Source organism: Kribbella ginsengisoli (assembly GCF_039537185.1).
Lineage (GTDB): Bacteria > Actinomycetota > Actinomycetes > Propionibacteriales > Kribbellaceae > Kribbella > Kribbella koreensis.
Window position 1 is genome coordinate 283,704 of the sequence record NZ_BAABAA010000005.1, and the last position, 23,557, is coordinate 307,260.

16 protein-coding genes are annotated in these 23,557 nt (G+C 68.9%); 10 read left to right on the forward strand and 6 right to left on the reverse strand.

The features are described 5' to 3' along the window. Positions 1-65 precede the first annotated feature (65 nt). Together ABD768_RS20085 and ABD768_RS20090 are read right to left on the reverse strand one after the other, a co-directional pair. Positions 66-2,765 (reverse strand): ATP-binding protein, encoded by a 2,700-nt coding sequence (locus ABD768_RS20085; RefSeq protein WP_344842721.1) that lies wholly within the window; start codon positions 2,763-2,765, stop codon positions 66-68. A 22-nt stretch (positions 2,766-2,787) separates the two neighbouring features. Then, the gene (locus ABD768_RS20090) at positions 2,788-4,050 is read right to left on the reverse strand and encodes an ArgE/DapE family deacylase (protein ID WP_344842724.1); all 1,263 of its coding nucleotides are present in this window, start codon (positions 4,048-4,050) and stop codon (positions 2,788-2,790) included. 254 nt (positions 4,051-4,304) lie between these two features. Here ABD768_RS20090 and ABD768_RS20095 point away from each other — a divergent pair, with 254 nt between their 5' ends. The 4 genes from ABD768_RS20095 (at position 4,305) to ABD768_RS20110 (ending at position 8,558) form a co-directional block, all read left to right on the forward strand. Then, the gene (locus ABD768_RS20095) at positions 4,305-4,772 is read left to right on the forward strand and encodes a hypothetical protein (protein WP_343964580.1); all 468 of its coding nucleotides are present in this window, start codon (positions 4,305-4,307) and stop codon (positions 4,770-4,772) included. Positions 4,773-4,868: 96 nt separating this feature from the next. After that, on the forward strand, positions 4,869-6,008 hold the full coding sequence (locus tag ABD768_RS20100) for a COG1470 family protein (protein ID WP_344842727.1): 1,140 nt from the start codon (positions 4,869-4,871) through the stop codon (positions 6,006-6,008). Between the two features lie 4 nt (positions 6,009-6,012). Then, on the forward strand, positions 6,013-7,113 hold the full coding sequence (locus tag ABD768_RS20105; protein ID WP_344842730.1) for a hypothetical protein: 1,101 nt from the start codon (positions 6,013-6,015) through the stop codon (positions 7,111-7,113). Continuing rightward, the gene (locus ABD768_RS20110; RefSeq protein WP_344842733.1) at positions 7,113-8,558 is read left to right on the forward strand and encodes a hypothetical protein; all 1,446 of its coding nucleotides are present in this window, start codon (positions 7,113-7,115) and stop codon (positions 8,556-8,558) included. Before ABD768_RS20105 ends, ABD768_RS20110 begins: the two co-directional genes overlap by 1 nt. Positions 8,559-8,597: 39 nt before the next feature. Here ABD768_RS20110 and aspS read toward each other — a convergent pair whose 3' ends face one another. Together aspS and ABD768_RS20120 are read right to left on the reverse strand one after the other, a co-directional pair. Next, positions 8,598-9,887 (reverse strand): aspartate--tRNA(Asn) ligase, encoded by a 1,290-nt coding sequence (gene aspS, locus ABD768_RS20115; protein WP_343964586.1) that lies wholly within the window; start codon positions 9,885-9,887, stop codon positions 8,598-8,600. A gap of 893 nt (positions 9,888-10,780) precedes the next feature. Further along, positions 10,781-13,099, reverse strand: a complete 2,319-nt coding sequence (locus tag ABD768_RS20120) for a sigma-70 family RNA polymerase sigma factor (protein ID WP_343964588.1) — start codon at positions 13,097-13,099, stop codon at positions 10,781-10,783. Between the two features lie 238 nt (positions 13,100-13,337). Between ABD768_RS20120 and ABD768_RS20125 the strand changes: the two genes are divergently transcribed. The 6 genes from ABD768_RS20125 (at position 13,338) to rsrA (ending at position 17,988) form a co-directional block, all read left to right on the forward strand. Further along, positions 13,338-14,153 (forward strand): hypothetical protein, encoded by an 816-nt coding sequence (locus ABD768_RS20125; RefSeq protein WP_343964590.1) that lies wholly within the window; start codon positions 13,338-13,340, stop codon positions 14,151-14,153. A gap of 156 nt (positions 14,154-14,309) precedes the next feature. Beyond that, complete coding sequence (locus ABD768_RS20130) at positions 14,310-15,110, forward strand: SOS response-associated peptidase (RefSeq protein WP_344842737.1); 801 nt, start codon at positions 14,310-14,312, stop codon at positions 15,108-15,110. Continuing rightward, positions 15,110-15,685 (forward strand): hypothetical protein, encoded by a 576-nt coding sequence (locus ABD768_RS20135; RefSeq protein ID WP_344842740.1) that lies wholly within the window; start codon positions 15,110-15,112, stop codon positions 15,683-15,685. The genes ABD768_RS20130 and ABD768_RS20135 overlap by 1 nt, the downstream gene beginning before the upstream one ends. 641 nt (positions 15,686-16,326) lie before the next feature. Next, positions 16,327-16,959 (forward strand): alpha/beta hydrolase family protein, encoded by a 633-nt coding sequence (locus ABD768_RS20140; RefSeq protein ID WP_343964596.1) that lies wholly within the window; start codon positions 16,327-16,329, stop codon positions 16,957-16,959. A gap of 115 nt (positions 16,960-17,074) precedes the next feature. Continuing rightward, positions 17,075-17,716 carry a sigma-70 family RNA polymerase sigma factor gene (locus tag ABD768_RS20145; protein WP_328327375.1) on the forward strand — a complete coding sequence of 214 codons (642 nt, stop codon included), beginning with the start codon at positions 17,075-17,077 and terminating at the stop codon, positions 17,714-17,716. Continuing rightward, entirely contained in the window at positions 17,713-17,988 is a 276-nt protein-coding gene (gene rsrA / locus ABD768_RS20150) for a mycothiol system anti-sigma-R factor (protein WP_343964600.1), read from the forward strand. The genes ABD768_RS20145 and rsrA overlap by 4 nt, the downstream gene beginning before the upstream one ends. A gap of 143 nt (positions 17,989-18,131) precedes the next feature. Here rsrA and ABD768_RS20155 read toward each other — a convergent pair whose 3' ends face one another. Next, a complete protein-coding gene (locus ABD768_RS20155) occupies positions 18,132-20,930 on the reverse strand; it encodes a tetratricopeptide repeat protein (protein WP_344842745.1) in 2,799 nt (932 codons plus the stop codon). A gap of 2 nt (positions 20,931-20,932) precedes the next feature. Beyond that, positions 20,933-23,365 carry a tetratricopeptide repeat protein gene (locus ABD768_RS20160; protein ID WP_344842748.1) on the reverse strand — a complete coding sequence of 811 codons (2,433 nt, stop codon included), beginning with the start codon at positions 23,363-23,365 and terminating at the stop codon, positions 20,933-20,935. Positions 23,366-23,557 lie beyond the last annotated feature (192 nt).

Here is a 23,557-nt window from a genome sequence, read left to right on the forward strand (position 1 = left end):
TCGACCGAACAGCGGAACTTGGGTGAACTGTTCGGGCGGGTCAGCTCACCCGGTGCACCCAAATCTCATGCGTTCGGGGGAGAGGCGAACCGCTCGAGCACCAGCCGGGTCAGCTGCACCCGTGAGTTGACCCCCAACTTCCCGAACGCCGCCCTCAGGTGAGTCCCCACCGTACTGGCCGACAACACGAGCTCGTCTGCTGCTGACCGGTTCGTATGCCCCTCCGCCACCAGCAACGCCACCCGCCGCTCCATCGGCGTCAACGCTTCCCACCCAGTCTCCGGCCGCTGCTGCACCGAAGCCCACTTCCGCCTTCTCACCCCCGCCGCCTGCAACACCGCCTGCACCTTCGCCGCCGGCGCACTCGCCCCCAACTCCGTAAACCGCTCCAACGCCCGCTCCAACGCGGCAATCCCCGTAGCCCGGTCGCCGGTCTCGAGCTCCGCACGCCCGAACAGGGCGTCGGCCCGAGCCACCAGCAGGTGGCGAGGGGAGCCGGCCAGCAAATCGACCACTGCAGCAAAGCCGGCCCGGGCGGAGGCCGCGCTCTCCGCTAGCCCGCCTGTGGGGCGCTCGGCGCCCGCTCCCCGGTCTGCGGGGCTGGCTGCTGTGCCCTCTCGCCATTGGTTGTGCGCGGTGATCAGCTGAGCAGCTGCCTGGAAGCTCGGGGACGGGGTGGCTTCGGCTTGCTCGGTGAGGAGTTGTTCGGCTTGGGTGGCTGTTTTGGGGTCTGGGGCGGTGGTTGCCGCCATGATCAGGAGGTCGTGGCGTTCTGGGTAGTCGAGGGGGGTGTCCAGCAGTTTGGCGGCTGCTGACAGGTCGCCGTCGGCGATGGCCAGCAGGGCTCGGATCTGGGGGTCGCGGGATTGTTCCCGGGCTTCGGTGGAGTGGCCCTTGAGGAGGGCGATCAGCGCGAGGATCTGGCGGGCGGTGGGTTCGGAGCTGTTGTCGTGGACCTCGGCGCTCCAGCGGATGCAGGAGGTGGCTGCTTCGGTGGCGGCCGGGAGGTTGCCGGTGGCCAGTTCGAGGCGGGCTCGTAGTACGGAGAGCTGCGGGGCCAGCCAGGAGTCGCTGGCGCCCAGCAGGTCTTTGAGGCGGGTCAGGGCGGTGGTCAGTTCGTCCGCCTGGGCCTGGCAGAAGAGTTCGGCCATCTCGATGTGGATGGCGGGGTGGCTGCCTACCTGCTCGCCGGCTGCCAGGCGGGCCTCGCGGTAGAGGTCGCGAGCTTCGGCGTACCGGCCTGCCTGCTGGGCACGCTCGGCGGCGGCCAGGTGCTGGATGCCCAGGGCAACAGGGTCGGTGGTCTCGAAGGGGGCTTCCAGGCGGCCCAGTACCCGGTATGACCTGAGGCGCTCGGCCAGTGGGGCTGAGGCCCCGGGCACGTCCAGCTCGCTCTCGTTCAGGCGGCCAGTGGCCCACCGGTGCGGGAGCAGGCGGAGCATGATCGAAGCGCGCAAGTCGGGCGAGACCGGACCGCGGTAGAGCGCTGTCCCACCGAGCAGGTCCTCGGCGAACGCCTCCGCCTGGGCGAACTGCCTGATCTGGAGCAGGATGGCGATGACATCCTCACCGACCTCGCCCCGCAGCTCACTGTCCGGCAGTGTGAGTTCGAAGGTCTCCTGGATCACCTTGAGCGCAGTGATCGACATAGTCGGCAGCAGCTCCTGAGCCGCCTCCCGGAGCGCCATGGTCGCCCCAACGTCTCCAGCGGCGGCCGTGGCCAGGATGTGCGGCGCAGCAGCCGCCGCCCCCTGCCCACTGGCGAACAGCTGATCGGCAATCGCCTTGTGCAGAGCTCGCTGCGCCGACGGCGGCACCTCAGCCAGTACTGCGGCCCGCAACAACTCATGCCGGAAGCTCAACGTCGAGCTCCCATCCGCCAGCAACCCGGCGCGAATTGCCTCGTCCAACGCCCCGGCGAGCTTCCCGATCGACTCACCCATCAGTACCGCGACATCGTCCAGCTGGAACTCACTGCCGAACACAGCCGCCGTACGCAGCAACGCCTGGCACAACTCCGAAGTACTGCTGACCCGCCGCCGCACCCCCTCCACCAGACCGTCTGGCAGGTCCGCCAGGTACAGCCCGGCTACCAGTTGCTCAGCCAGGAACGGCACCCCCTGTACGCCGCCGAGCCGCACCGACAGCGACGGGTCGACAGGTGAGCCCAGCCGGTCAGCAGCAAGCTCCAGTACTGCCTCCGTACTCAACGGAGCCAAGTGCATCGCGTGTACCGGCACCTGGTCCCGCACTGCATCGATGAGCTGGTCGAACAGCGCACCCGGCCCAGGACGCGTCGCAAGCACCCACATGACCTTCGCCCGGCTCAACCGCGCGATCACGATCCGCAGGACGAAGTTCGTGAGCGGGTCAGCCCACTGAGCATCGTCAAGGACGACCAGAGCCGGTACGCCGTCCAGCCGGCGACCAAGGAGGTCCGCCAGCCTCTCACCCAGCCACAGCGGTTGCCCGTTGAGCCCAGCAAGCTCAAGGAAGTGCTCGGTGCTGACCAGCGGCTCCACGCCGGTCCGGAGCGCAGGAGCCAGCGAAGCGAGCGGGCTGATCTCGTCCGTCTGGTGTGCCGCCGCCTGCGCGACCAGCACCCCACGCCGCTCAGCCTGCTCCACCAGTGCCCGGACAAGCGCCGACTTCCCGATCCCCGGCTCACCGGTCACTACGGTCAGCGAGGCAGTACCAGCCTCAGCCGCCCGCAGAGCCTCCAGCAGTTGGCCCAGCTCGCCTGAGCGTCCCCGCAGCGGTCCCATGCGCACTTTCTACCACCCAGCCCTACGCACACCGCTGTAAAGCGAGCAGAGCGTAGGCGCGGGCGCAGTGGAGGACTTCAGCGAGCGGTACGTGCTCATCGGTCGCGTGGGCGTAGCGGACGTCTCCAGGGCCGTACTGCAACGTCGGAATGCCCGCGGCGGCGTACTGGCGGAGGTCGGAGCCGTAGGGGCCGCCCTTCACGTCCGGCACCTCAGCAGCGCCGGCACCGGTTGCGGCTTGCAACGTGTCGTCGAGCAAGGGATCACCCTCCGGCAGCAGACCGGATGCGAACACCCCGCCCGGCCAGCTCACCCTCACCGGGTGCTGGCTCAGCCAGTCGTCGCCGGCACATGCCTCGGTCACAACGTCCTCGAACGCCCGCCTCGCCTCGGCGACCGGCTCGCCCAGGCGTACGCCGTACCGGCCCTCTGCGACGAGCAGGTCGGGCACGGTGCTGGCCCAGTCGCCCGCGTGGATGGTGCCGACCGACAGTGGGTTGGCCAGGTCGAGGTGCTTGAGCAGTGGGTGTGGGTCACGGTTGCGTTCGATCTCCAGCCGTACGAGTGCCTGCTGGATGACGGCGAACTTCTCGATCGCGCTGACCCCGCGAGTACGGGTCGAGCCGTGGGTGGCGAGCCCGGGGACCTCGAGGCGGAAGGTGAGTGAGCCCGCGTTCGCCGGGATGACGCCACCGGCGGTCGGCTCGGCGATCAGACACGCCTCGCCGGTATGCCCGCGCTTGAGCGTCCCGAACGCGCCCAGCCCGCCATCCTCCTCGCCGACCACGGTGTGCACAGCGAGCGGCTTCCGCAGTGTGACTCCAGCAGCCGACAACGCGGCGACGGCACCGATGATCGCCGCCAGCCCGCCCTTCATGTCGCAGGTCCCGCGCCCCCACATGATCCCGTCGCTCACCCGCGCCGAGAACGGATCACCGTCCGGCCAGAGCGCAAGCTCCCCGACCGGAACCACATCCACATGTCCATTGAAAATCAGCCCTGGAGTCTCATCACCACCAAGGACTCCCACACAACCCCACGCCTCGGTCCGCTCGACCTCCCAGCCCGGAAACGACGGGTCCCCGGTGATTGCGGGGAGGTCGAACTGCCAGTGATCGACGTCCATCCCCAGACCACGCAGCCGTGCGGCCACCCAGCTCTGGATCTCGTTCTCGACCGGTGTCCCGTCGACGCTGGGGATCTGCACCAGCTCCCGCAGGTCCGCCACGATCCGCGCGTCGTCGACGGCGGCCAGGACGGCTCGTGCTGTCTCGGACTTCGTCACTCGGTCTCCCGATCCTCGGCCGGCGGCGCGGGCCGACGTCGCCGGGACCAGGCCCGGCTGAACCTTACCCGCGCCGGACAGCCTCCGGTACCACCGATCGCCCGTCAACCGAACTACCCGATCGGGGGGCGAAGTGCACCCGACAAGCCGACAGGAGCGCCTCGTGATCAATGTCACTCTTCGTGATGTCGGTCCGGCCCGGATCGCAGCGAGCTTCCATCGGATCCCCTCGCGGGGAGAGGAGAACCTGCATCATGCGTAGCAAGAAGAAGATCATCCTGGCGGCCGCCGCGGTCGTCGTCATCGGCGCCGGCTCGGCCTTCGCCTACTGGAGCACCACCGGCTCCGGCACCGGCACGGGCAGCACGTCCGCCGGCGCCAGCAACCTCGCCATCGCGCAGACCACCGTGTTCACGCCCTTCTACCCGGGCGACTCGGCGCAGACCATCAGCGGCACGGTCACGAACAACGCGGCCAACAGCGCGTACGTCAACTCCGTCACCGTGAGCATCGCCAGCGTGACCCAGGCCGCCGGCGCGGTCGGCAGCTGCGACTCCACCGACTACACGCTCGCCTCGCCGTTGATGAGCGTGGCCAGCGACGTCGCTGCGGGCGGTACCGCGAACTTCACCGGCGCGACCTTGAAGTTCAACAACAAGGCCGCCGCCAACCAGGACGGCTGCAAGGGCGCGACGGTCAACCTCGCGTACGCCAGCAACTAGTCGCCGCATGTTCCCGGCGCCGGGCGAAGCCTCGCCCGGCCCGCGAACGCGGCAGTTCGCCGTCCCCCAGATTCAGCCGAAAGGAGTGAGGTGCAGATGTCGCCCCGGCGAGTGTTCCCGGCCCTTCGGTCTGCCCATGCCGCCACGAAACTCGTCATCGCGGGGTTGCTGTTGCTGCTGACCGCGGCCGGGGTGGCGTTCGCCGCGCAGCCCCCCAAGCCCGGCCTCACCCTCGGGATCTCACCTGCGGGCCAGTCCATCACCCGCGGTCAGACCGCCACCTACACCGTGGCGATCACCTCGACCGGCGGGTTCACCGGCCCGGTGACCCTGACCGCGAGCGGGGTGCCGACCGGCGCAGCGGCGGCGTTCAGCCCGCCATCGGTCACGCTGACCTCAGGCAGTACCGGCACCGCGACCCTCACGGTCAGCACTACGGCGAGTACGCCGATCGGGCAGGGAACCATCACCGTCAAGGGCGCCAACGGCAACGTGAACGGCACGGTGTCCGCCGGCCTGACGGTGAATCAGCCGTTGTCGAGTTCGCTGACGATGACCACGACTCCGGCCTCCGTGACGTTGGCACCCGGCTCCACCGCGGCGTACGACGTGCAACTGGCCCGGACGAATCTCCCGGGCGCCGTCACGTTCGCAGTGCAGGGAGGTCTTCCGGCCGGCGCGACGGCCGCCTTCACGCCGAATCCGACCGCCGGGAACAGCTCCACGCTGCAGATCGCCACACCCGCGACTGCGTCCAGCGGCACCTACACCCTGCGTCTCGTCGGCTCCGGTACGAACCCGAGCGGCACCACGCAGTACGCGTACTCGAGTGTCGACCTCGTCATCACCGCGAACGGCAAGCCGTTCACCATCTCGGGGAACCTCGCCGAACCGCTGGCGCCGGGCATCTCCCGTCCACTGAACCTCACGCTGACGAACCCGAACAACAAACCGCTGGCCATCACCAACCTGACCGCGACAGTGCAGTCGGTGACGCGGACGGCGTACGCGATCGCCCACAATCAGCCGTGTACCGCGGCGGACTACGCGGTCACGCAGTACAGCGGGCCCTATCCGCTCAGCGCGCCGGCCAACAGCAGTACGTCCTTGGCCGACCTGGGTGTCGCCGTCTCCGCCAGGCCGAAGGTGTCGATGCTCAACACGCCGTTCAACCAGGATGGCTGCAAGGGCGCCACTCTCACGCTGACCTACTCCGGCTCAGGTCAGGGGAGCTGAACTCATGATTCGCAGACGCTTACTTCTCCTGCTCGGCGCGACCCTCGCCCTGTTGACCGCGACCGGAGTGGCCCTGGCCTTCTGGGGCGCGTCCGGCACCGGTACAGGTAGTGCGCCGACCGGCACCCTGGACCTGCCGGCCAATGTCACCGCTGTGGCGACACCCGGCAGTGGGACCGTCGCACTCAGCTGGACCGCCTCGGCCCAGTCGACCGGGTACTACGTGACCCGCATCCGCAACAGCGACAGCACTACCGCTGCAGCGTGCGGCACGTCTCCTGCCCAGCCAACGACCGGTACGTCGTGTGACGACCTCGCCGTCGCGGACGGGCTCTACCACTACCTGGTCACCGGCGTACGGGCCAGTTGGACAGCAGCGAGCGCCCCGAGCGGGAACGTCACCGTCAACAACACCAGGCCCGCGGTCACGGTCAACCAGGCAGCAGGCCAGGCCGACCCGACCAGCGTCGCGCCGATCAACTTCACCGTCGTCTTCGACGCCGTCGTCACGGACTTCACCAGCTCCGACGTGACTGTCACACCCAGTACTGCGACAGCACTGGTCACCGGGAGCGGTACGACGTACAACATCGCCGTCAGCGGGCTAACCGGCACCGGCTCGGTCAGCGCCTCCATCGCGGCGAACACCGTGCACGACGCAGCAGGCGCAGGCAACACCGCCTCCACCAGCACCGACAACACGGTCCTGTACGACGTAACTGCGCCGACAGCCGCCGCACCCGTGGCCACGGCCGCCGTCACCTTCGGCACCAACCCGCTGTTCGTCAACAACGAGGTGGTGACCCTGACCGACACGGCGACCGACACCCACTCGGGCGTCGCCTCAGTCAGCTACTACTACTGCGCCGGCTCGACCGGTAGTTGCACCAGTGCCAACTGGATCGGCATCGGTACCTCCACAGCCTCAGCAACCTCCTTCCCGGTGCCTACAGCCGCGCCACTCGCGGCAGACGGCCCGTACCGAGTCGTCGCAGTGGCTACCGACGCCGCCGGCAACACCAGCGCTCCCAGTACCGCCACCGCCATCACCGTGGACACCACCCCACCGACCGTCACCCGTCCCACCGTGAACGGACACTCCTGATGAGCAGCCTGTCGAAGTTCCCGAAAAGCAAGCTGGCCTGGCTGATCGGCGCGCTCGTCGCGACGCTGGTCGGCGTCACCGTCAGCGTCGTCGGTGGGCCGGCCGCCTTCGCGGCCACCAGCGGTGTCACCTTCGTCGGCACGCCGCAGACAGGCGGGGCCACGGCGAGCTGGCAGATCGGCTTCACGACCGCCAACGGGAACTCCGGCGATCTCGCCGCCGGCAACACCGTCATCGTGACCTTCCCTGCGGCGTTCACCGAGCCGGCCACTCCGGCGGTGACGCTGATCAGCGGGTTCCCGGGCTGTTCGGCCACGGCGTCGACCAGCGGTGACGTCGTCACGATCCTGCTGGCCGGCGGCAGCTGCGCACACACCAAAGGCACTGCGGCCTCGCTCTCGATCGCAGGGATCACCAATGGGCCAGTGAACAGCTATGCGGCCGGCAGCTTCAGCGTTGCAACCTCCAAGGACGCTAGTGCCGGTTCGCCGCCGGCGGCCATCGTCCTGACCGCGGGAGCACCCGCGCAGCTGGCCTACACCACTGCACCGCCCGCCACGGGCACCTCCGGCTCGCCTCTCGCCACCTTCCGGGTCTCTGTCCAAGACTCAGTCGGCAACACAATCACCACCGGGACAGGCTCTACCGACAACATCACTCTCAGCGTGGCCAGCGGGCCGGCTGGGGGAGCGATTGACTCAGCGCCATCGACCTACACCAACGTGGCGGCCGTGGCCGGTGTCGCGACCTTCAACGGGGTGTACTTCACCACTGGTGGGACGTACACCCTGACCGCGACCGACACGAGCCGTGGTGGGGTCAGTACAGCGACCAGTGGCTCGATCGTCATCAGTGTGCCGGCCGGGAGCAAGCTTGCCTTTGTGCAGGGGCCGTCTGCCGCCTCGGCCGGGGTGGCGATCGCTCCGGCGATCACCGTTCAGGTGCAGGACGCGAGCGGCAACGCTGTCGCCGCCTCCGGGATCAGCGTGACGCTGGCCGTGTCCTCGGGAGTGATCGACGCCGGCGCCACGGCCACCACCAACAGCGCGGGCCGGGCCACCTTCAGCGGAGTCGTCATCAACACCGCGGCCACCGGGCTCACCCTGACGGCGTCCGCGAGTGGGCTGACCTCGTCGCCGGCGTCCGCGGCCTTCACCGTGACCGTTGCCGTGAGCAACGGAGCCGCGCTGACCGAGATCGTGAACGACGGCAGTGGGTCCGGGGTGCAGACGGTTTCGTACTACCGCTGCTCCGGCTACACCGGGGCCTGTACGAGCGCCAACTGGACGCTGATCGGCTCCTCGACGACAGCGGCAGCGAACTACTCGGTGACCTGGACCGGTCAGCCCGCCAACGGCCCGTACCGGCTGGTGACCGTCGCGACCGACAACGTGACCAACGTCAGCCAGGCCAGCGCCTCGATCCCCGTCACCGTGGCCAACTAGCTGTTCCTCCGCGCGGCGGAGGAACAGCCAGCCGGCTGATTACGGCGTGAGCCGGTGCAGGTCGCGCGGGAACAGCGTGACCTCGCGGACGTTCTCCGCTCCGGTCAGCCGCGCGACGAACCGTTCCAGCCCGATCGCGAACCCACCATGCGGCGGCATCCCGTGCTTGAACGTCTGCAGATAGGACCGGTACGCCGGTGCTTCCGCCGACTCACCACGCGCCTCCAACGCCGCCACGTACTCGCTGTACCGATGCAGCCGCTGTCCACCGGTGACCAACTCAACCCCCTTGAACAGAAGGTCGAACGAGTTGGACCACCGCGGGTCCGACGGCTGCGGATGCGTGTAGAAGGGCCGCTTCACCATCGGATACCCCTCGACGGCCACGAACTCGCTGCCGTGCTCGCGCAACGCCCACTCGCCGATCGCCCGCTCGTCGGCCGGCGCCAGGTCGGGCTCGTCCGGGTTCGCCCCGGCCAGCTTCAGCGCCTCGCTGAAGTGCAGGACGGGCACCTCGGTCGGGATCTCCGGCAGCTTGACGCCGAGTCGCTCCAGCGCGCCACCGGCCCGCTCACCGACGGCTCCGAGCATGTCGGAGATGACGGTACGCAGTACGGCGAGAACGTCGCGGTGGTCCTGGATGAAGCCGAGCTCGGCGTCGAGCGAGACGTACTCCGCCAGGTGCCGGACCGTGTCGTGCGGCTCGGCGCGGAACACCGGGCCGACCTCGTAGACGCGCTCGAAGACACCCACCATCGTCTGCTTGTAGAACTGCGGCGACTGCGCCAGGTACGCCGGCCCGCCGAAGTAGTCCAGCGCGAAGACGTTGGCGCCGGACTCGGTCGCAGTACCGACGATCTTCGGCGTCTGGATCTCCGTGAAGCCTTGCCCGTCGAGCGAAGCCCGATAGCCGTGCAAAGCGGCCGCAGCGACCTCCCACCCGGCCCGGACAGCTGGATGCCTGAGGGCGACGGGCGCGTTGTCCAGTACTACCGGCAGCCCGGCCCCGACCGTCGGGCGCCAGAGCTCGATGGGTGGCGTCTGGGCCGGTTCGGTCAGCGGCTCGATGACGGGGTCGACGATCTCGGCCCCGCCGGGTGCCTGTGGGTTGGCGGCGACCGTACCGGTCACCTGGACGACGGTCTCCTCGCCGAGTTCGTCCAGCTGGGCTTGGGTTTCGGCCGTCTTGACGACGATCTGGCTCAGGCCGGAGCGGTCCCGTAGTACCAGGAAGCTGACGGCCGCCAGCCGTCGTCTTCGATGGACCCAGCCGGCCACCGTGACGGTCTGGCCTACTGCTGAGGGGATCTCGTGGTTGAGAATGCGCATCGCTGTTGTTCACCTCCGTTGGTCAAATCGAACCCCGGAGGTGTGGGCGAAGGGGAATCTCGCGGTGCCACCACACCTTCACCGCGTCAGCTTTCAAGCCGACGCGGCCTCTTGCGCTTCATTCGCTCAGGAGTGTCTTCGCGTCCGCCTCACGCATCGCCTTCCCAGCTACCGGCGACTCTCTCTGGCGCGAGGTGATGGCCGCTACTCGGTTCCTTCACCACGAACTCCATCAGGGTAGTTCGCGGCCGGCCCCAGACGCAAAGCCAATCCGCGGACTGGTGGCAAGGGCTGTGGATCGCGTCGCCGGGCTGCTCTAGGGGAGACGCAGCTGTCCCGGAGCCGCTGACAAGATCGGCAACAAATGGAAGGCTGGCCACCAAGGCCCGGCGGACACGTCTTGCGGCCCGACGAGCACAGCCGGTCCTATTGGGATGGGCCACTAGCAGGTTCTTCGGCCACTGTCACGCTGCAGGTCGCCAGTCGCCGGACAACCCGCCAGCCGCCCAGGGTCAGCCTTGGGCAGTCCCACTTCGCGCCGCGCGACAGCACCATCCCGCCAACACGGCTGTCCCACCGCGACGAAGTCCGCCATCACACACCAACCCCCGCAAACATCCCCGACACGCCCGAGCAACCGCTTACCCGGCGCGTATTGATGCGGTGGCGATCCGATCGTTGCTGCCAGCAACCAAATCTGGAGCTGGAGTTCCCCGGCTGGAGGTTGGGGAGGGTCTTCTGTAGTACCGGGGAGGCGATTCGCCCGTTTCGGGGGTAGAAGCCGCCCCAACCCCCTTTCCCGGAAGGGTTTTGCCGCAACCCGGTCGGCCTCGCCGCGAGCACCCCGCAACAACGCCGGCTGTGCGCGGCCGGCGTTGTTGCGGCCAGACGATTCAGCGCTTGGTCTTGCCTGGCGGGATCACGACGGTGTCGGTGTCGTGACGGGCAGGCGTGGTTGCGGTGACGGTGACCGTGTTGGCGGCGCCTGAGCCCGGCCAGGCGGCCCACTCGGTGTTCAGCGGCTTCTTGTAGTTGGCGGTGGTACAGGTGGCGCGGCGTACGTCCGTGGTGCGGGAGCAGGTCCAGCCGCGGTCGAAGCGGGGAAGCATGGCCAGGTTGCGGCCCCAGCTGATCTCCAGGGTGACTCGCCCGGTCGTGCCGCTGATGGTCAGGAACCGGTTGTAAACAAGGGGGTTCGGGTCGTGCCGCGGATCCGGGGTGACGATCCGGAGCAGCGACTCGTCCAGTTGCGGGCCGGGCAGGGTCTCGGAGTCGGTGTCGAACAGCAGGCCGGCCGTGGCCGATACCGAGTACGTCCGTGCGGCCGGGCTGCCGTCCGGTACAGCGAATGAGCCGGGCAGCGGAGCAGGTCGCGACGGGTTGGTCGCGGTGCAGGTGCGTGCCGACGGCGTGCACTTCCAGCCGGCCGGGTTCCCGGTGATCGGCCAGGACAGCGACGAGCCGTACTGGATCTTGACCGTCACGCTCGGCCGGGTGCCGGGCGCGATGACGATCGTGCGGAAGTACTCCTCCGGGTCGCTCTTGCCGGCGACCAGCTTCAGCAGGCTCTCGTCGAGGTGCGGCTTCGGCGCGGGCGGCGGGGCATTGAGGGTCTCGGAGTCGTCGTCGTACAGGCGGCCCGTCTTGGCCGAGACGGTGAAGGTGCGCTGCGCGGCCGTGCCGCCCTTCGGGTCCGCGAACGAGATCGGCAGCGTCGCCGGTGCGGCGGAGTTGGTGGCGGTGCAGGTGCCGGTGGCCTTCACACAGGTCCAGCCGGCCGGGGTGCCGGCGATCGGCCATTGCAGCGCGGAGCCGTACTTGATCCCGATCACGACGGGCTTGGTGTTGCCCGCCGGAACCTTGATCGTGATCAGCCAGGGGGAGTTCGCCGACTCCGTGCTCGTGCTGGACTCGTACGACGCGTCGGGCAGTCCGCTGGCGCCGTACGACACTCCGCCCGGCAGCGCGCTGGCGCCGTACGGAATGCCGCCCGGACTGCCGCCGCCCGGGGGCATGCTGATCGTCAGCAGGCCCTCGTCGAGAATCGGCGTGGTCGGCTCCGGCGGGGTGGGCACCACTGGGGTCGTGGGGGCGGTGGTCGGCGCAGTCGTCGGGGCCGTGGTCGGCTCGGCCGGCTGGGTCGGGTCCGTCGGTTGCGGCTTGGTCGGTGCGACCACCGGGGGCTTCACCACCGGCGGCTTGGCCGATGGCGGGTTGGCCGGCGGATTCACGGGAGGTGCTTGGGTCGGCTGCAGCGACGGTGGCTTGCTGATGGCTGCTGGGGGAGTGTCGTTGCCGGTGAGCGCCATTGCTGCGATCACAGCGGCGACCGCGACCACCACGACGGCGCCGCCGCCGACGGCTGCGCGGGTGCTGTTCTCGGTGACCTTCTGCCAGCCCGTGGCCAGGAAGCCGGCGATGCCGACCTTGACCCCGGAGGCGGCGGCCAGGTAGCCGAGGCCCGCAGTACCGAGCAGTGCCGGGGCGAGCAGCGCTGGTAGTGCGCTGTTGACCTCGACGAGCTCCAGGTAGACCGCGGTGCACTTGGCGCAGTCGTCCAGGTGCTCGCGGACGTTCTTGTTCTCCCGCTTGGTGAGGCCGCCGCGCACGTACGCGCCCAGGCGCTCAGTAGTCCAGCGGCAGCGGTCACCGGCGACATCGGCCAGGTGCTGCTGCAGGTAGGCCTGCCGTAGACCCTCACGGGCCCGGTAGGCGAGGGCAGAGACGCCGTTGGCGGTCAGGCCGAGCATGGGGGCGATGGTGGCCGGCTTCTCGCCCTCCACCTCGGTGTGCCAGAGCACTGCCTGCCAGCGCTCGGGCAGGGAGGCGAAGGCCTTGGCCGCCGCTCCACTCTCGAAACCGGTCACAGTCGGGTCGTCGAACCCCTGCGGCTCTCGCTCGTACGCCGCGATGTCGTCGGTCGTCTGGACCTTGCGGCCCGAGCGGATCCGGTCGACGTGCACCCGCCGGACGGTGGTCAGCAGATACGCGCGGAAGGAGATGTCCGGGCCGCCGCCGTTGCGCAGGGCATCGAGGACCTTGGCGAAGGCGTCGCTGGCCAGGTCGTCGGCGTCGTTGGCCGGGACGAGCTGGCGAGCCATCCGCTCCGCGGCGTGGTGGTGGCGGGCGAACAGCTCGCCGTACGCCTCGAGGTCGCCGGTGCGGACGCGCGCGATCAGCTCCGCGTCGCTCGGCCCTTCCGGCGTCTCCATCCGTGGTCCCCCTGGGTTTGTCACTACATCGTCACCGTCTGTCAGCTCGTTGCCGGGATCAAGGTTCCCACGAGGGGCGGATCCGCGCACCTAATCATGACGACAGCGACCTCTGTGAGGTTACGCGAAAAAAGATCCGGAAATCCGCGTCATGAACTCGTCATCGGGCTGTCTCACCTCCAGTACGACGCTTCCGGCCACCCGGTCGGGAGACGAAGGGGCCACCCGAGGAGGGGACATGTCGCTGTTCGCGGACATCCGCAGACGGCTCGACCTGCGTCCCAGCCGGTCCCTGAACCTGGCGGGGTCGCTCGCCCGGGACCGGCCGGAAGCGTCGTCCGAAGAGCAACCGTGCGGAAGGAGGGAGCCGCACGGCACCGCTGGCATCGACCGCAGCGCCTATCTGGCAATCGCAGAGGCGCTCCGGGACGGTGCCGATGTAGTGCCACCGAGTGACGAGGTCGGCCGCCGATTGGCGGAGGACGGAGTCTCGCTGCTCGAGGCACTTGATGGGCTGGGTGCGCTGTACCGCTCGATCGCCGGGGGCGAGCCGGCCTTCGAAGCGGTACGCGCACTCAGTTCCAGCTGGGCCGAGGCTTCACTCATCTATCTGCACTCGCTGTCCTGCGAGGACCCGCTGACCGGGCTGTCCAGCCTGGCGCACCTGCGGTCCCGGCTCGGCGAGATCTACCGGGAGGCCGATCTCCGTGGAACTTCCGTACCGGCGACCCACGCACTGGTGGTGGTCGAGCCGCTCTACCCGGGCGGCATCACGCCCCTCGAGCGCGAACTCCGGCTCATCGACGTCGCGGAGTGCCTCCGGATCGTGTTCGCGGGCGGTGACGTACTGGGCCGCCTCGGCACACGGCGCGCGGCGGCGCTCGTCGGCCGCGAGCCGGACCTGCCGGACCAGGTCGAGACGGTACGAGCCCTGATCACCCAGTGGCGGATGGACACCGACGAGCCGCAACTGGCCCGGGTGTGGATCGAAGGACTTCCGGCGGCCGAGCAGTGGGCCGGCCGGGTGCTGGACGAATTGGCACGACCCGCATAGGACTTGCGTCCGGTCGCCGACAGGGGGACGACCGGACGCAGCGAACCGGTGGCGGATCGCCTATCACGGGGTAGGCGATCCGTCGCCGCTGTCCTGTCCGGCGGTCGCGTTCCGGAGTACCGGATTTTGTCGGTGCTGCTGGTTAGGCTGCTTGGTATGTGTGGTCGCTATGCATCGAGCCGTGATCCTGCCGATCTGGTCGTCGAGTTCGAGATCGACGCCGGCAACGTGAAGGAGTCCGTGCAGGAGCTGCCGGACAACTACAACGTCGCGCCGACCGACGAGGTGATCGCGGTCGTCGAGCGCAAGAACCGGGAGAACCCGGACGAGACGATCCGCAAGCTGACGACGGTCAAGTGGGGCCTGGTGCCGTCCTGGGCCAAGGACACCTCGATCGGCAGCCGGCTGATCAACGCCCGGATGGAGACGGTCGCCGAGAAGCCCGCCTTCAAGAAGGCCTTCGCCGTCCGCCGCTGCATCCTGCCCGCCGACGGCTACTACGAGTGGTACACCGCCGAGGAGAAGGTCAACGGCAAACCCGTCAAACAGCCGTACTTCATCCGCCCCGCCGACGGCGGAGTGCTCGCGATGGCCGGCCTGTACGAGATCTGGCGCAACAAAGCAGTCCCCGACCCCGACCGCGACGACGCCTGGCTCTGGACCTGCACAGTCCTCACCACCACAGCCACCGACGACCTAGGCCGAATCCACGACCGCATGCCGTTGCTGGTAGAGCCCGACCGCTACAGCGCCTGGCTCGATCCGCTCTCCTCGAACCCCGACGAGCTCCTCGACCTACTGGTCCCCGCCGCTCCCGGCGTCCTGGAGGCGTACGCAGTCTCCAAAGCAGTCAGCTCGGTGAAGAACAACGGCCCTCACCTCATCGACCCCCTCCCCCCAGACGGCACCGACCCCATCGACAAGCCGGACGAGCCTGAAGAGATCACCCTCTTTTGATGTTCCCGGAGCACCTCTACGCCCGTGCCGAGGAGGCCATCGCAGGCTTCGCCGAGCCCGACATCTACGCGATCTCGCTGTGGTGCTCGTACGACGAGGACGACACCCGCCGCCCGACGCTGGTGGTCGACTACAACACCGAGACTCAGGTCGAGCAGGTGCTGTTGACCGGCGAGGACGCCCCGGAGCCGGACGAGGCCCGGTGGAACTACGCCTACTGGCTGCAGAGCATGCCGGTGGAGATCGGCGGGTCGTCCGACCCGACCGGGCTGCGCCTGGGGCAGGAGTGGATCAAGGCAGCCGGGCTCTGGTACTCCGACGGGCAGGAGGAGTCCGACTTCGAGGCGACCCTAGAGCTCGGAAGCGCCATCGCCCGGCGCTTCGAGGCCTCTTGCCTCCAGGCGGGGCAACGGCTGCACCAGGAAGGCGTCCTCGAGAAAGCCTTCGGCCGTCCGATCCCGGTGCTCGTCCATGAGCTGGAGTACCAGCCCCACCACGCCGACTGGGCGATCGCCGGCAATCCGCCCGAGCTGGTCACGGAGTACGTCGCCTGGATCGAGTCGCTGAGCAGCTGACCGTGGCGCAACAGTCAGCGCCTCCGCGCAGACAGGCGATCTGTTCCGGCGTGGAGTTCTGCAGCCAGTTGACGATCCAGATCCCCCGCAACTTCAGGCTGACCACCCGCACCCCAACCCCTAGCAACAGCAGCCCGACCATCCCGGCACCTGAGCACCCCGGTACGTGAGCATCCAACCCGGCACCCCGAGCACGCCCCGGTATCCGGGCACCCGACCGATGGTGCGCCCCAACCCCGGCGGTTTTCGGGGACAACTTGCCCTGAGCCGTACCGTGCTGCCGAATCTCGGGGGTTAACCCCCGAGCTTGTGGGTTGTCACCCTTGAATATGGAGTGGCAACCCACAACCTGAGGGGTCAACCCCTCAAATTGCGTGGTGGTGATGCCGGCCGCGGACGGTGGAGTGGCGGTTGAGCCCGCGACTGGCGGCTGGCGGGTGGCGGGTGGCCGCTGGCGGCTGGCGGGGCAGCGGTCGGCGGGTCGGTGTGTTGGCGGTGGATGCGGTTGCAGGGGTTGGTGGTTCGGTGTGCTGGTGCTGGTGCTGGTGCTGGTGCTGGTGCTGGTGCTGGTGGTGGGTCGGGCCGGGGGGCCTGTGTGTGAGCTGGCGCGGGGGAGGGCTGGGGAATGACAGGATGGGGGTGTGACCGATGAACGGATTGTGAGTACGCCGCATGGTGAGGCTCGGATTGTGGCGCATCGGGCTCGGCGGCCGGTGGCTACCTTGGCGCTCGGTCACGGGGCGGGTGGGGGGATCGAGGCGGGGGATCTGGCTGCGTTGGCGGCTCGGTTGCCCAAGCAGGACATGAACGTGTTTTTGATCGAGCAGCCTTGGCGGCGGGCGGGGAAGAAGTTGGCGCCGGCACCGAAGGTGCTCGACGAGGCTTGGATCGCGATCATCGGGCAGCTCCGGATCAGGACGCCGTTGGTGCTGGGCGGGCGGAGCGCGGGGGCGCGGGTTGCTTGCCGGACGGCGGCGGGGTTGGGGGCTTCCGGCGTACTGGCGTTGTCGTTTCCGTTGCATCCGCCGGGGAAGCCGGACAAGTCGCGGGTCGATGAGTTGCAGGGATCGCGGCTGCCGACGTTCGTAGTACAGGGAGAGCGGGACCCGTTCGGTACGCCGGAGGAGTTCCCGCCGCTGACCGAGATGGCCGTGGTACCGGACGGTGACCACTCGTTCAAGGTGCCGAAACGGGCCGAGCTGACCCAGGACGAGAGTTTCGAGCTGCTGGTCGAAGCTGTGTTCGAATGGGTGACCCGGGAGATCTCCGGCTGAAGTCGCTCTCCGGGGCGGGAATGAGCCGGTGGCCGGCCTTGTTGTGACCAGCATGACGGCGATGAGTCTGGCTCCTGCGCAGAAGACTGCGAAGACACCGGTATTCTCGATAACGATGCCGACTCCCACGACCACCGAGACACCCGAGCAGCGGACCGAGCGCTTCGAGCGCGAGGCGCTGCCTTTCCTCGACCAGATGTACGCCGCGGCGATGCGGATGACGCGTAACCCGTCCGACGCCGAAGACCTGGTTCAGGACACCTTCGCGAAGGCGTACAGCTCGTTCCACCAGTTCACGCCCGGTACCAACCTGAAGGCGTGGCTGTACCGGATCCTGACGAACACGTTCATCAACGGATACCGCAAGCGGCAGCGCCAGCCCACGCAGTCGCCGACCGAGGAGATCGAGGACTGGCAGCTCACCGCCGCCGAGTCGCACACTCCCGGCGGGCTGAAGTCGGCCGAGGCGGTGGCGCTGGAGCACCTGCCAGACTCCGACGTGAAGTCGGCGCTGCAGTCGATCCCCGAAGATTTCCGGCTGGCGGTGTATCTGGCCGATGTCGAGGGGTTTGCCTACAAGGAGATCGCCGACATCATGGGGACGCCGGTCGGCACCGTGATGTCGCGGTTGCACCGTGGCCGGCGCCAGTTGCGTGAGCTGCTGGCCGACTATGCCCGGGAGCGGGGCCTGATCCCCGCGTCAGACGATGCGCCGGCGGACGGTTCCGCGGCGGCGGCCGAGGAGAAGAAGTCATGAGCTGCGGCGAGGACCACGACGTGGACTGCAGCGAGATCCTGGAACGGGTCTACGTGTTCATCGACAATGAACTCGAGGGCGCGAGCACCGAGGAGATCCAGCAGCACCTGGACGAGTGCGGGCCCTGTCTCGACCAGTACGACATCGAGCGCTGCGTGAAGAAGCTCGTCCACCGCTCCTGCGGCGACGACCAGGCGCCCGACGCACTCCGCCAGAAGATCCTGCTCCGGCTGACCCAGATCCGGATCGAGACCACCACGCTCGCGGACTGACCCCTCTCCGAGGCCCGGCCGGACACCCGTCCACCGGGCCTCGCGCTTTGCCCGCTGGCCACGCACCGGCCTTGTGTACCCGGCCACCCACCGCCTTTACCGCCCGCCTCTGGCATTGCTCAGCCGTCGCGCTGCCTGGCTGCTCAGCTCTCCGGTTGGTGTTCGGTGAGGAATGCCTGGGCGACGGCTTCGTCGTGGGGGAAGTCGTGCAGGGCTGTCGCCGCCTGCCGCCACGCGGTTTCCGCGGCGACGCTGTCCCCGGTGGCGGCCCGGATGCGGCCGAGCTCGATCAGCAGCAGGCCTTCGCGCTGCTGGTTGCCGATGGCATGCGCCAGCCGCAGCCCCGCCTCCGCCTGCTCCGCCGCCGCGACCGGGTCCCCGAGGGCCAACGAGCTGGTCGCGAGATGCTGGAGACACTCGGCCTGCGCGTTGCCGTCCTCCAGTTGGGCGAAGATGTCGAAGCTCTTGCGCTCCATCTCCATCGCGGCCAGATGATGACCGGCCTCCATGTACGCCTGCCCCGCGATCTGGAGCCGCTTGGCCAGTGACCGCGGGTTGCCCGACTTCTCCGCCAGTACCAGGCTGAGGTCGAACGACTCGCGGGCCAGTTCGTACTCCCCACGCCGGCTGTGCAACCGGCCGAGCGCGAGGTGGCTGATCCCGACGACGGTCTGGTCACCGATCCGCAGGCTCAGGGCGAGCGCCTCCTCGGCCCACTCCAGCGCCTCGTCCAGCCGGCCCATCAACTCCAGCACGTAGCTCAGCGAAGTACAGCACCGAGCCTGGCCCGGCAGATCCGCGATCGCCTGGAACATCCGCAGGCCGGCGCGTAGATGATCGAGCGACGGCTCGAGATCGCCGCCCTCCGCGTCGGGGATCGCCAGGTCGTGCTCGAGCCAGGCAGCCAGCCGTTCGTACCCGAGGTCGCCGGCGATGTCCCGCGCGATCCGGTCGATCGCGCGCATCTCGATCCACCGGGAGCGGACTTCGACGTACCCGAAGAAGGCGATCGCCAGCTCTGGTACGAGCCCGCGTAGCTCCGCCGACGCACTCGCTTGCCGGGCGAGAGCGAGGATGTTGGCGCGCTCGTGGTCGAGGAACGTCATGGCGGTCGGTACGTCGGGCAGCACCGCAACCGGTCGCGCGGGCGGACTCGCCAGCTCCAGCCGACGACTGTCGGGATGGGTGAGTTGCTGGCTGCGCCAGGCGACCGCCGTGTAGTGCTGGAGCACCCGGGTCAGCGCATCGGTACGAGCGCCTTCGGACAGCGTCTGTGTGGCGCGCTCGCGGGCATAGGTGCGGATCAGGTCGTGCATCCGGTACCGGCCGGGCACTCCGGAGGAGAGCAGGTTGAGGTCGACCAGGCGCTCCAGGATCTGCTCGGCATCGTTCTCGGAGATGTCGAGCAGATGCGATGCCGTAAGGGCGCTGAGGTCAGAGCCGTCGGGCAGCCCGAGCAGACCCAGCGCCGCCGCTGCTTTCCGATCGAGGGCTTGGTTGCTGTTGGCAAGGAATTCGGCGGTGCCGGCGATGTTGGCCCGTACGCCGGACTCGCCCGTGCCGAACTCGTCGAGCCGCCGGTGCTCGTCCTTCAGCTGCCGCACCATGTGCTCGATCGGCCAACTCGGCCGGGCGGCGAGCCGGGCACCGATCAGCCGGACCGCCAAGGGGAGACGTCCGGTCAGTCGGGCGATCGATCGGGCCGCGGCGTCCTCGGCGGTGACCCGCTGGCGGCCGGCGATCGTGGCCAGCAGCTCGACCGAGTCCGCCTCGGAGAGCGGGGCCAGCGCGATGTGGCGGAACCCCGGCAAGGTGGTCAGCGCCCGCCGGCTGGTCGCGATGACGGCGGAGCCTGGTACGCCGGGGAGCAAGGGCAGCACCTGGCCTGCACTGTTGGCGTTGTCGAGGAGGATGAGCACGCGTTGGCCGGCCAGGCGTGAGCGATAGAGACCGGCCAGCTCGTTGATGCCCGAGGGAACGCCCCGGTCGTCATCGAGCCCGAGTGACCGGATCAGCTGGCTCAGCGCGTCGACCGGGCTGAGCGGAGTACCGGGTCCGTAGCCGCGCAGATCCAGGTAGAGCTGACCGTCCGGAAAGCTGTCGCCGACCAGGTGAGCCACATGCACCGCCAACGCGGTCTTCCCCACCCCACCCATCCCAGTCACCGCAGCCAACTGCACCTTCTCCGGCCGCTGCGCCACCTCGAACACCTTCACCAACTCCGCGACCTCACTGGCCCGCCCAGCAAAGTCCGACAAGGTAGGCGGCAACTGCCGAGGCAACACCCGCCCCACCTCCGCCGCCACCCCACCCGCCGCCACCGCCGCTCCCGGGGCCCCCGCTGCCACTGCCTCTGCCCGCCCGGCACCCGGCCCCTCGGCCCCCGAAGCCCGGACACCCGACCCCTTCGCCCCCGAAGCCTGGACACCCGAAGCCTGGGCACTCGACCCCTTGGCCTCCGAAGCCTGGGCACTCGAAGCCTGGGCACCCGACGACTGCATGCCCGTGGCACCCGCGACGCCTGAAGCCCTGGAACCTGCCCGCGTACCCGCTACCCCCGAACCCCTGGCACCTGCCCGCGTACCCGCAACCCCCGAAGCCTTGGCACCCGCCCGCGTACCCGCTACCCCCGAAGCCTCTGCGCCCGCCCGCGTGCTCCTGGCTCCAGCAGCCCCCGAAGCCGCGGCACCCGTCGCCTGCGCGCCCTTGGCGCCCGCCGCTCGCGGTGGCTTGGCGACGTTCATCAGTCGCTCGGCCTGTTCAGCGTTCAGCCCGAGCGCAACCCCCAGCGCCTCGATCGTGTCGACCCGCGGCCGGCGCCGCGTCCCCCGCTCCAGCAAGCTGATCGCCTGCTCACTCAACCCAGCCTTCTCCGCCAGCCCCGCCTGCGTCAGCCCAGCCGCAACCCGGTACTCCCGCAGCAGGCCCGCCAACGTCTCCATGGTCAGCCTTCTGAGCCGTTCCCCGAAACGGCTGCTTGCTTGCGGCGAAGGTCGTCGGCCTCGGCCAGAACGCCTTCCGCCTCGAAGATCTCGATCGCCCGCGACCGGGTCAGCCGGGCGGCCGCATGCTTGGCGGTCGCGTCCTGGATGGCGGCCAGGCTGGCGAGCAAGAGGCCTCGTCGCTGGCTGTCGCTGTTGTTGTAGAGCTCGTTCAGCCGCAGGCCTTCGCGGACGTTCCGCTCCGCCTCTGGATAGTTGCCCCGGGCGAACTCCAGCTGACCGAGGTAGTGCCGGGACTCGGCCAGTCCGGGCGGATCGTCGATCCGGGTATAGATCGCCAGGGCTGCGTCGAGATGCTCGACGGCGATGTCGTACAAGCCCGCTGCCAGGTAGCTGCCCGCCGCGAGCCGGTGCCGGCGAGCCAGCGAACGGTCGTTGTCGGCCAGCTCGATACTGGCGCGGAAGGCGGCTCGCGCATCGTCTCGGCGACCGATCCGGTTGTAGAGGATTCCCACCGCGAGGTGACTGGTGCCGAGCGCGTTGCGTTCACCTGCTTCCTGGGCCAGTTTCAGGCCGCGCTCACCCCACTCGATCGCCTCCTCCACCTGATCGAGGCGCTCGCAGACATGGCTCAACGACGAGCAGCAGCGGGCCACCCCGCCGAGGTGCTGTGCTGCCTCGAAATGCTCCAGCGCGCGCAGCAGGCGAGCACGGCTCTCCGCCAGATGGCCCAACTCGCTGTCCGGGATGGCGCGGTCGTGCTCCAGCCAGCCCCACGTCACCAGGTCGTCCATCGGCGGACCGGAGGCCAGGACGAGGTCGAGCATGGTCCGCATCCGCAGCCAGTACGCGCGGAGCTCCAGATAGCCGAACAGGCCGAGGGCGAGGGACGGACCGTACCGGCGGGCCAGCCCCGGCACGGCCGACGCCAGCTTGTACAGAGCGAGGATCGAGTCGTACTCCGCGTCGAACCAGGCCGGCGCATCGGTCAGGTTCGTGAAGGTCGGTACGCCGGTGAGGTCGACTTCTCCGATTGGTTGCCGCGGGCTCCACGGATGGGTCAGTCGTTGCGCCTGCCACGCCGCCGCTGTGTAGAACCGCAGACCCCGCTCGATGGCGGCCGTCCGCTCGGCCTCACGGTCGCGGACCGAGAGCCGCTCGCGGGCAAAGGCTCGCAACAGGTCGTGCATCTGGTAGCGCAGGGGACCGAGCGAATCGAGCAGATGGAGGTCGACGAGGCGCTCGAGACGCTCCTCGGCCGCCCGTGGATCCAGATCCAGCAGCCGGGCGACCAGCGGGACCGAGATCTCCGGCCCGTCCGCCAGGCTCAGCAGGTCGAACGCGATGGCGGCGTCGCGATCAGCGGCCAGCGGACTGGCGGTGAGCTCGTTCAGCGAAGAGGCGAAGGTCGCCCGGACGCCGGAGTGGTCCAGCCCGAGTTCGTCCAGGCTTCTCCGCTCGTCCTGCAGCTGGTCGACGAAATGCTGGAGCAACCATTGCGGACGCATGGTCAGCCGCGCGCCGATCAGCCGCAACGCGAGCGGCAGACCGCCGGTCAGCTCGGACAACTCGAGGGCGGCCTCCAACTCGGAATTCACTCGCTCTTCACCGGCCACGCTTGCCAGCAGCCGCAGCGACTCCGATGAGGTGAATGTCGGCAGCCGGACAATCAGACTTCCTGGCAACGTGGCCAGGAACCGCCGACTGATGATCAGGGCCGCCGAACCGTTGCCGCCGGGCAGCAACGGAGTGACCTGGTCGACGGAGCTGGCGTCGTCGAGCAGGATCAGCATCCGCCGCCCCGCGATCCGGGATCGGTAGAGCCTGGCCATCTCGTCGAGCTCGTCCGGGACCGCCTCCTGCCGTACACCCAGTGAGCGGAGGAGCTGTCCCAGTGCCTCGACCGCGGTCAGCGCGACGCCCGGATCGTGGCCGCGAAGCGCGACGTACAGCTGGCCGTCGGGGAACTGGCCTGCACTCAGATGCCCTGCGTGCACAGCCAGAGCGGTCTTCCCGACGCCGCCCATGCCAGTGATGACCAGACAGACAGTCGAGCTCCCTGAGCCGGCCAAGGCGTCGAGCACCTTGCTCAGTTGGCCTTCCCTGGCGGTGAAGTCGGCCACGGTCTGGGGCAGCTCCCAGGGAACATGCGCGGCAGGCGGGGAAGGTGAGACCGGAGTGCCCGTCGCCCGGATCGAGCCCAGCAGCTCCTGCTCGGCCTCGGTAGTGAGCTTCAGCGCAGTACTCAGCGCGTGGATCGTCTCGGCCCTCGGCCGGCGCCTCGTGCCGCGCTCGAGCAGGCTGACGGCCTGCTCGCTGAGGCCGGCGAGCTCGGCCAGCGCCGCCTGGGTGTGCCCCGCGGCGAGTCGATGACGGCGCAGGAGCTCACTGAACTCGGCTGCCATCGCCACCACCTCCCCGTCGACCGAATCCACGATGCATCCGCTCGCCAACTGTAGGGAAGATCGCCGACAGTGCGCTTGCCGTTATCCACAGTCGAGATCCGCGGTGCGATCGGATTCGGGTCAATGGCGCTGTAGATAACAATCAGTACAGGTTTGGTGACAAAAGCATTCCGGTGAATAGCGGGGAGTGTTTGAGGGGGAACACTGAGTACAGGGAACCAG

Excerpts from the sequence above, each read along its gene's own strand:
- ABD768_RS20085 (WP_344842721.1), bottom strand. The coding sequence starts at position 2,765 with ATGGGACCGCTGCGGGGACGCTCAGGCGAGCTGGGCCAACTGCTGGAG.
- ABD768_RS20095 (WP_343964580.1), top strand. The coding sequence starts at position 4,305 with ATGCGTAGCAAGAAGAAGATCATCCTGGCGGCCGCCGCGGTCGTCGTC.
- ABD768_RS20100 (WP_344842727.1), top strand. The coding sequence starts at position 4,869 with ATGTCGCCCCGGCGAGTGTTCCCGGCCCTTCGGTCTGCCCATGCCGCC.
- ABD768_RS20105 (WP_344842730.1), top strand. The coding sequence starts at position 6,013 with ATGATTCGCAGACGCTTACTTCTCCTGCTCGGCGCGACCCTCGCCCTG.
- ABD768_RS20110 (WP_344842733.1), top strand. The coding sequence starts at position 7,113 with ATGAGCAGCCTGTCGAAGTTCCCGAAAAGCAAGCTGGCCTGGCTGATC.
- aspS (WP_343964586.1), bottom strand. The coding sequence starts at position 9,887 with ATGCGCATTCTCAACCACGAGATCCCCTCAGCAGTAGGCCAGACCGTC.
- ABD768_RS20120 (WP_343964588.1), bottom strand. The coding sequence starts at position 13,099 with ATGGAGACGCCGGAAGGGCCGAGCGACGCGGAGCTGATCGCGCGCGTC.
- ABD768_RS20125 (WP_343964590.1), top strand. The coding sequence starts at position 13,338 with ATGTCGCTGTTCGCGGACATCCGCAGACGGCTCGACCTGCGTCCCAGC.
- ABD768_RS20130 (WP_344842737.1), top strand. The coding sequence starts at position 14,310 with ATGTGTGGTCGCTATGCATCGAGCCGTGATCCTGCCGATCTGGTCGTC.
- ABD768_RS20135 (WP_344842740.1), top strand. The coding sequence starts at position 15,110 with ATGTTCCCGGAGCACCTCTACGCCCGTGCCGAGGAGGCCATCGCAGGC.
- ABD768_RS20145 (WP_328327375.1), top strand. The coding sequence starts at position 17,075 with ATGCCGACTCCCACGACCACCGAGACACCCGAGCAGCGGACCGAGCGC.
- rsrA (WP_343964600.1), top strand. The coding sequence starts at position 17,713 with ATGAGCTGCGGCGAGGACCACGACGTGGACTGCAGCGAGATCCTGGAA.
- ABD768_RS20155 (WP_344842745.1), bottom strand. The coding sequence starts at position 20,930 with ATGGAGACGTTGGCGGGCCTGCTGCGGGAGTACCGGGTTGCGGCTGGG.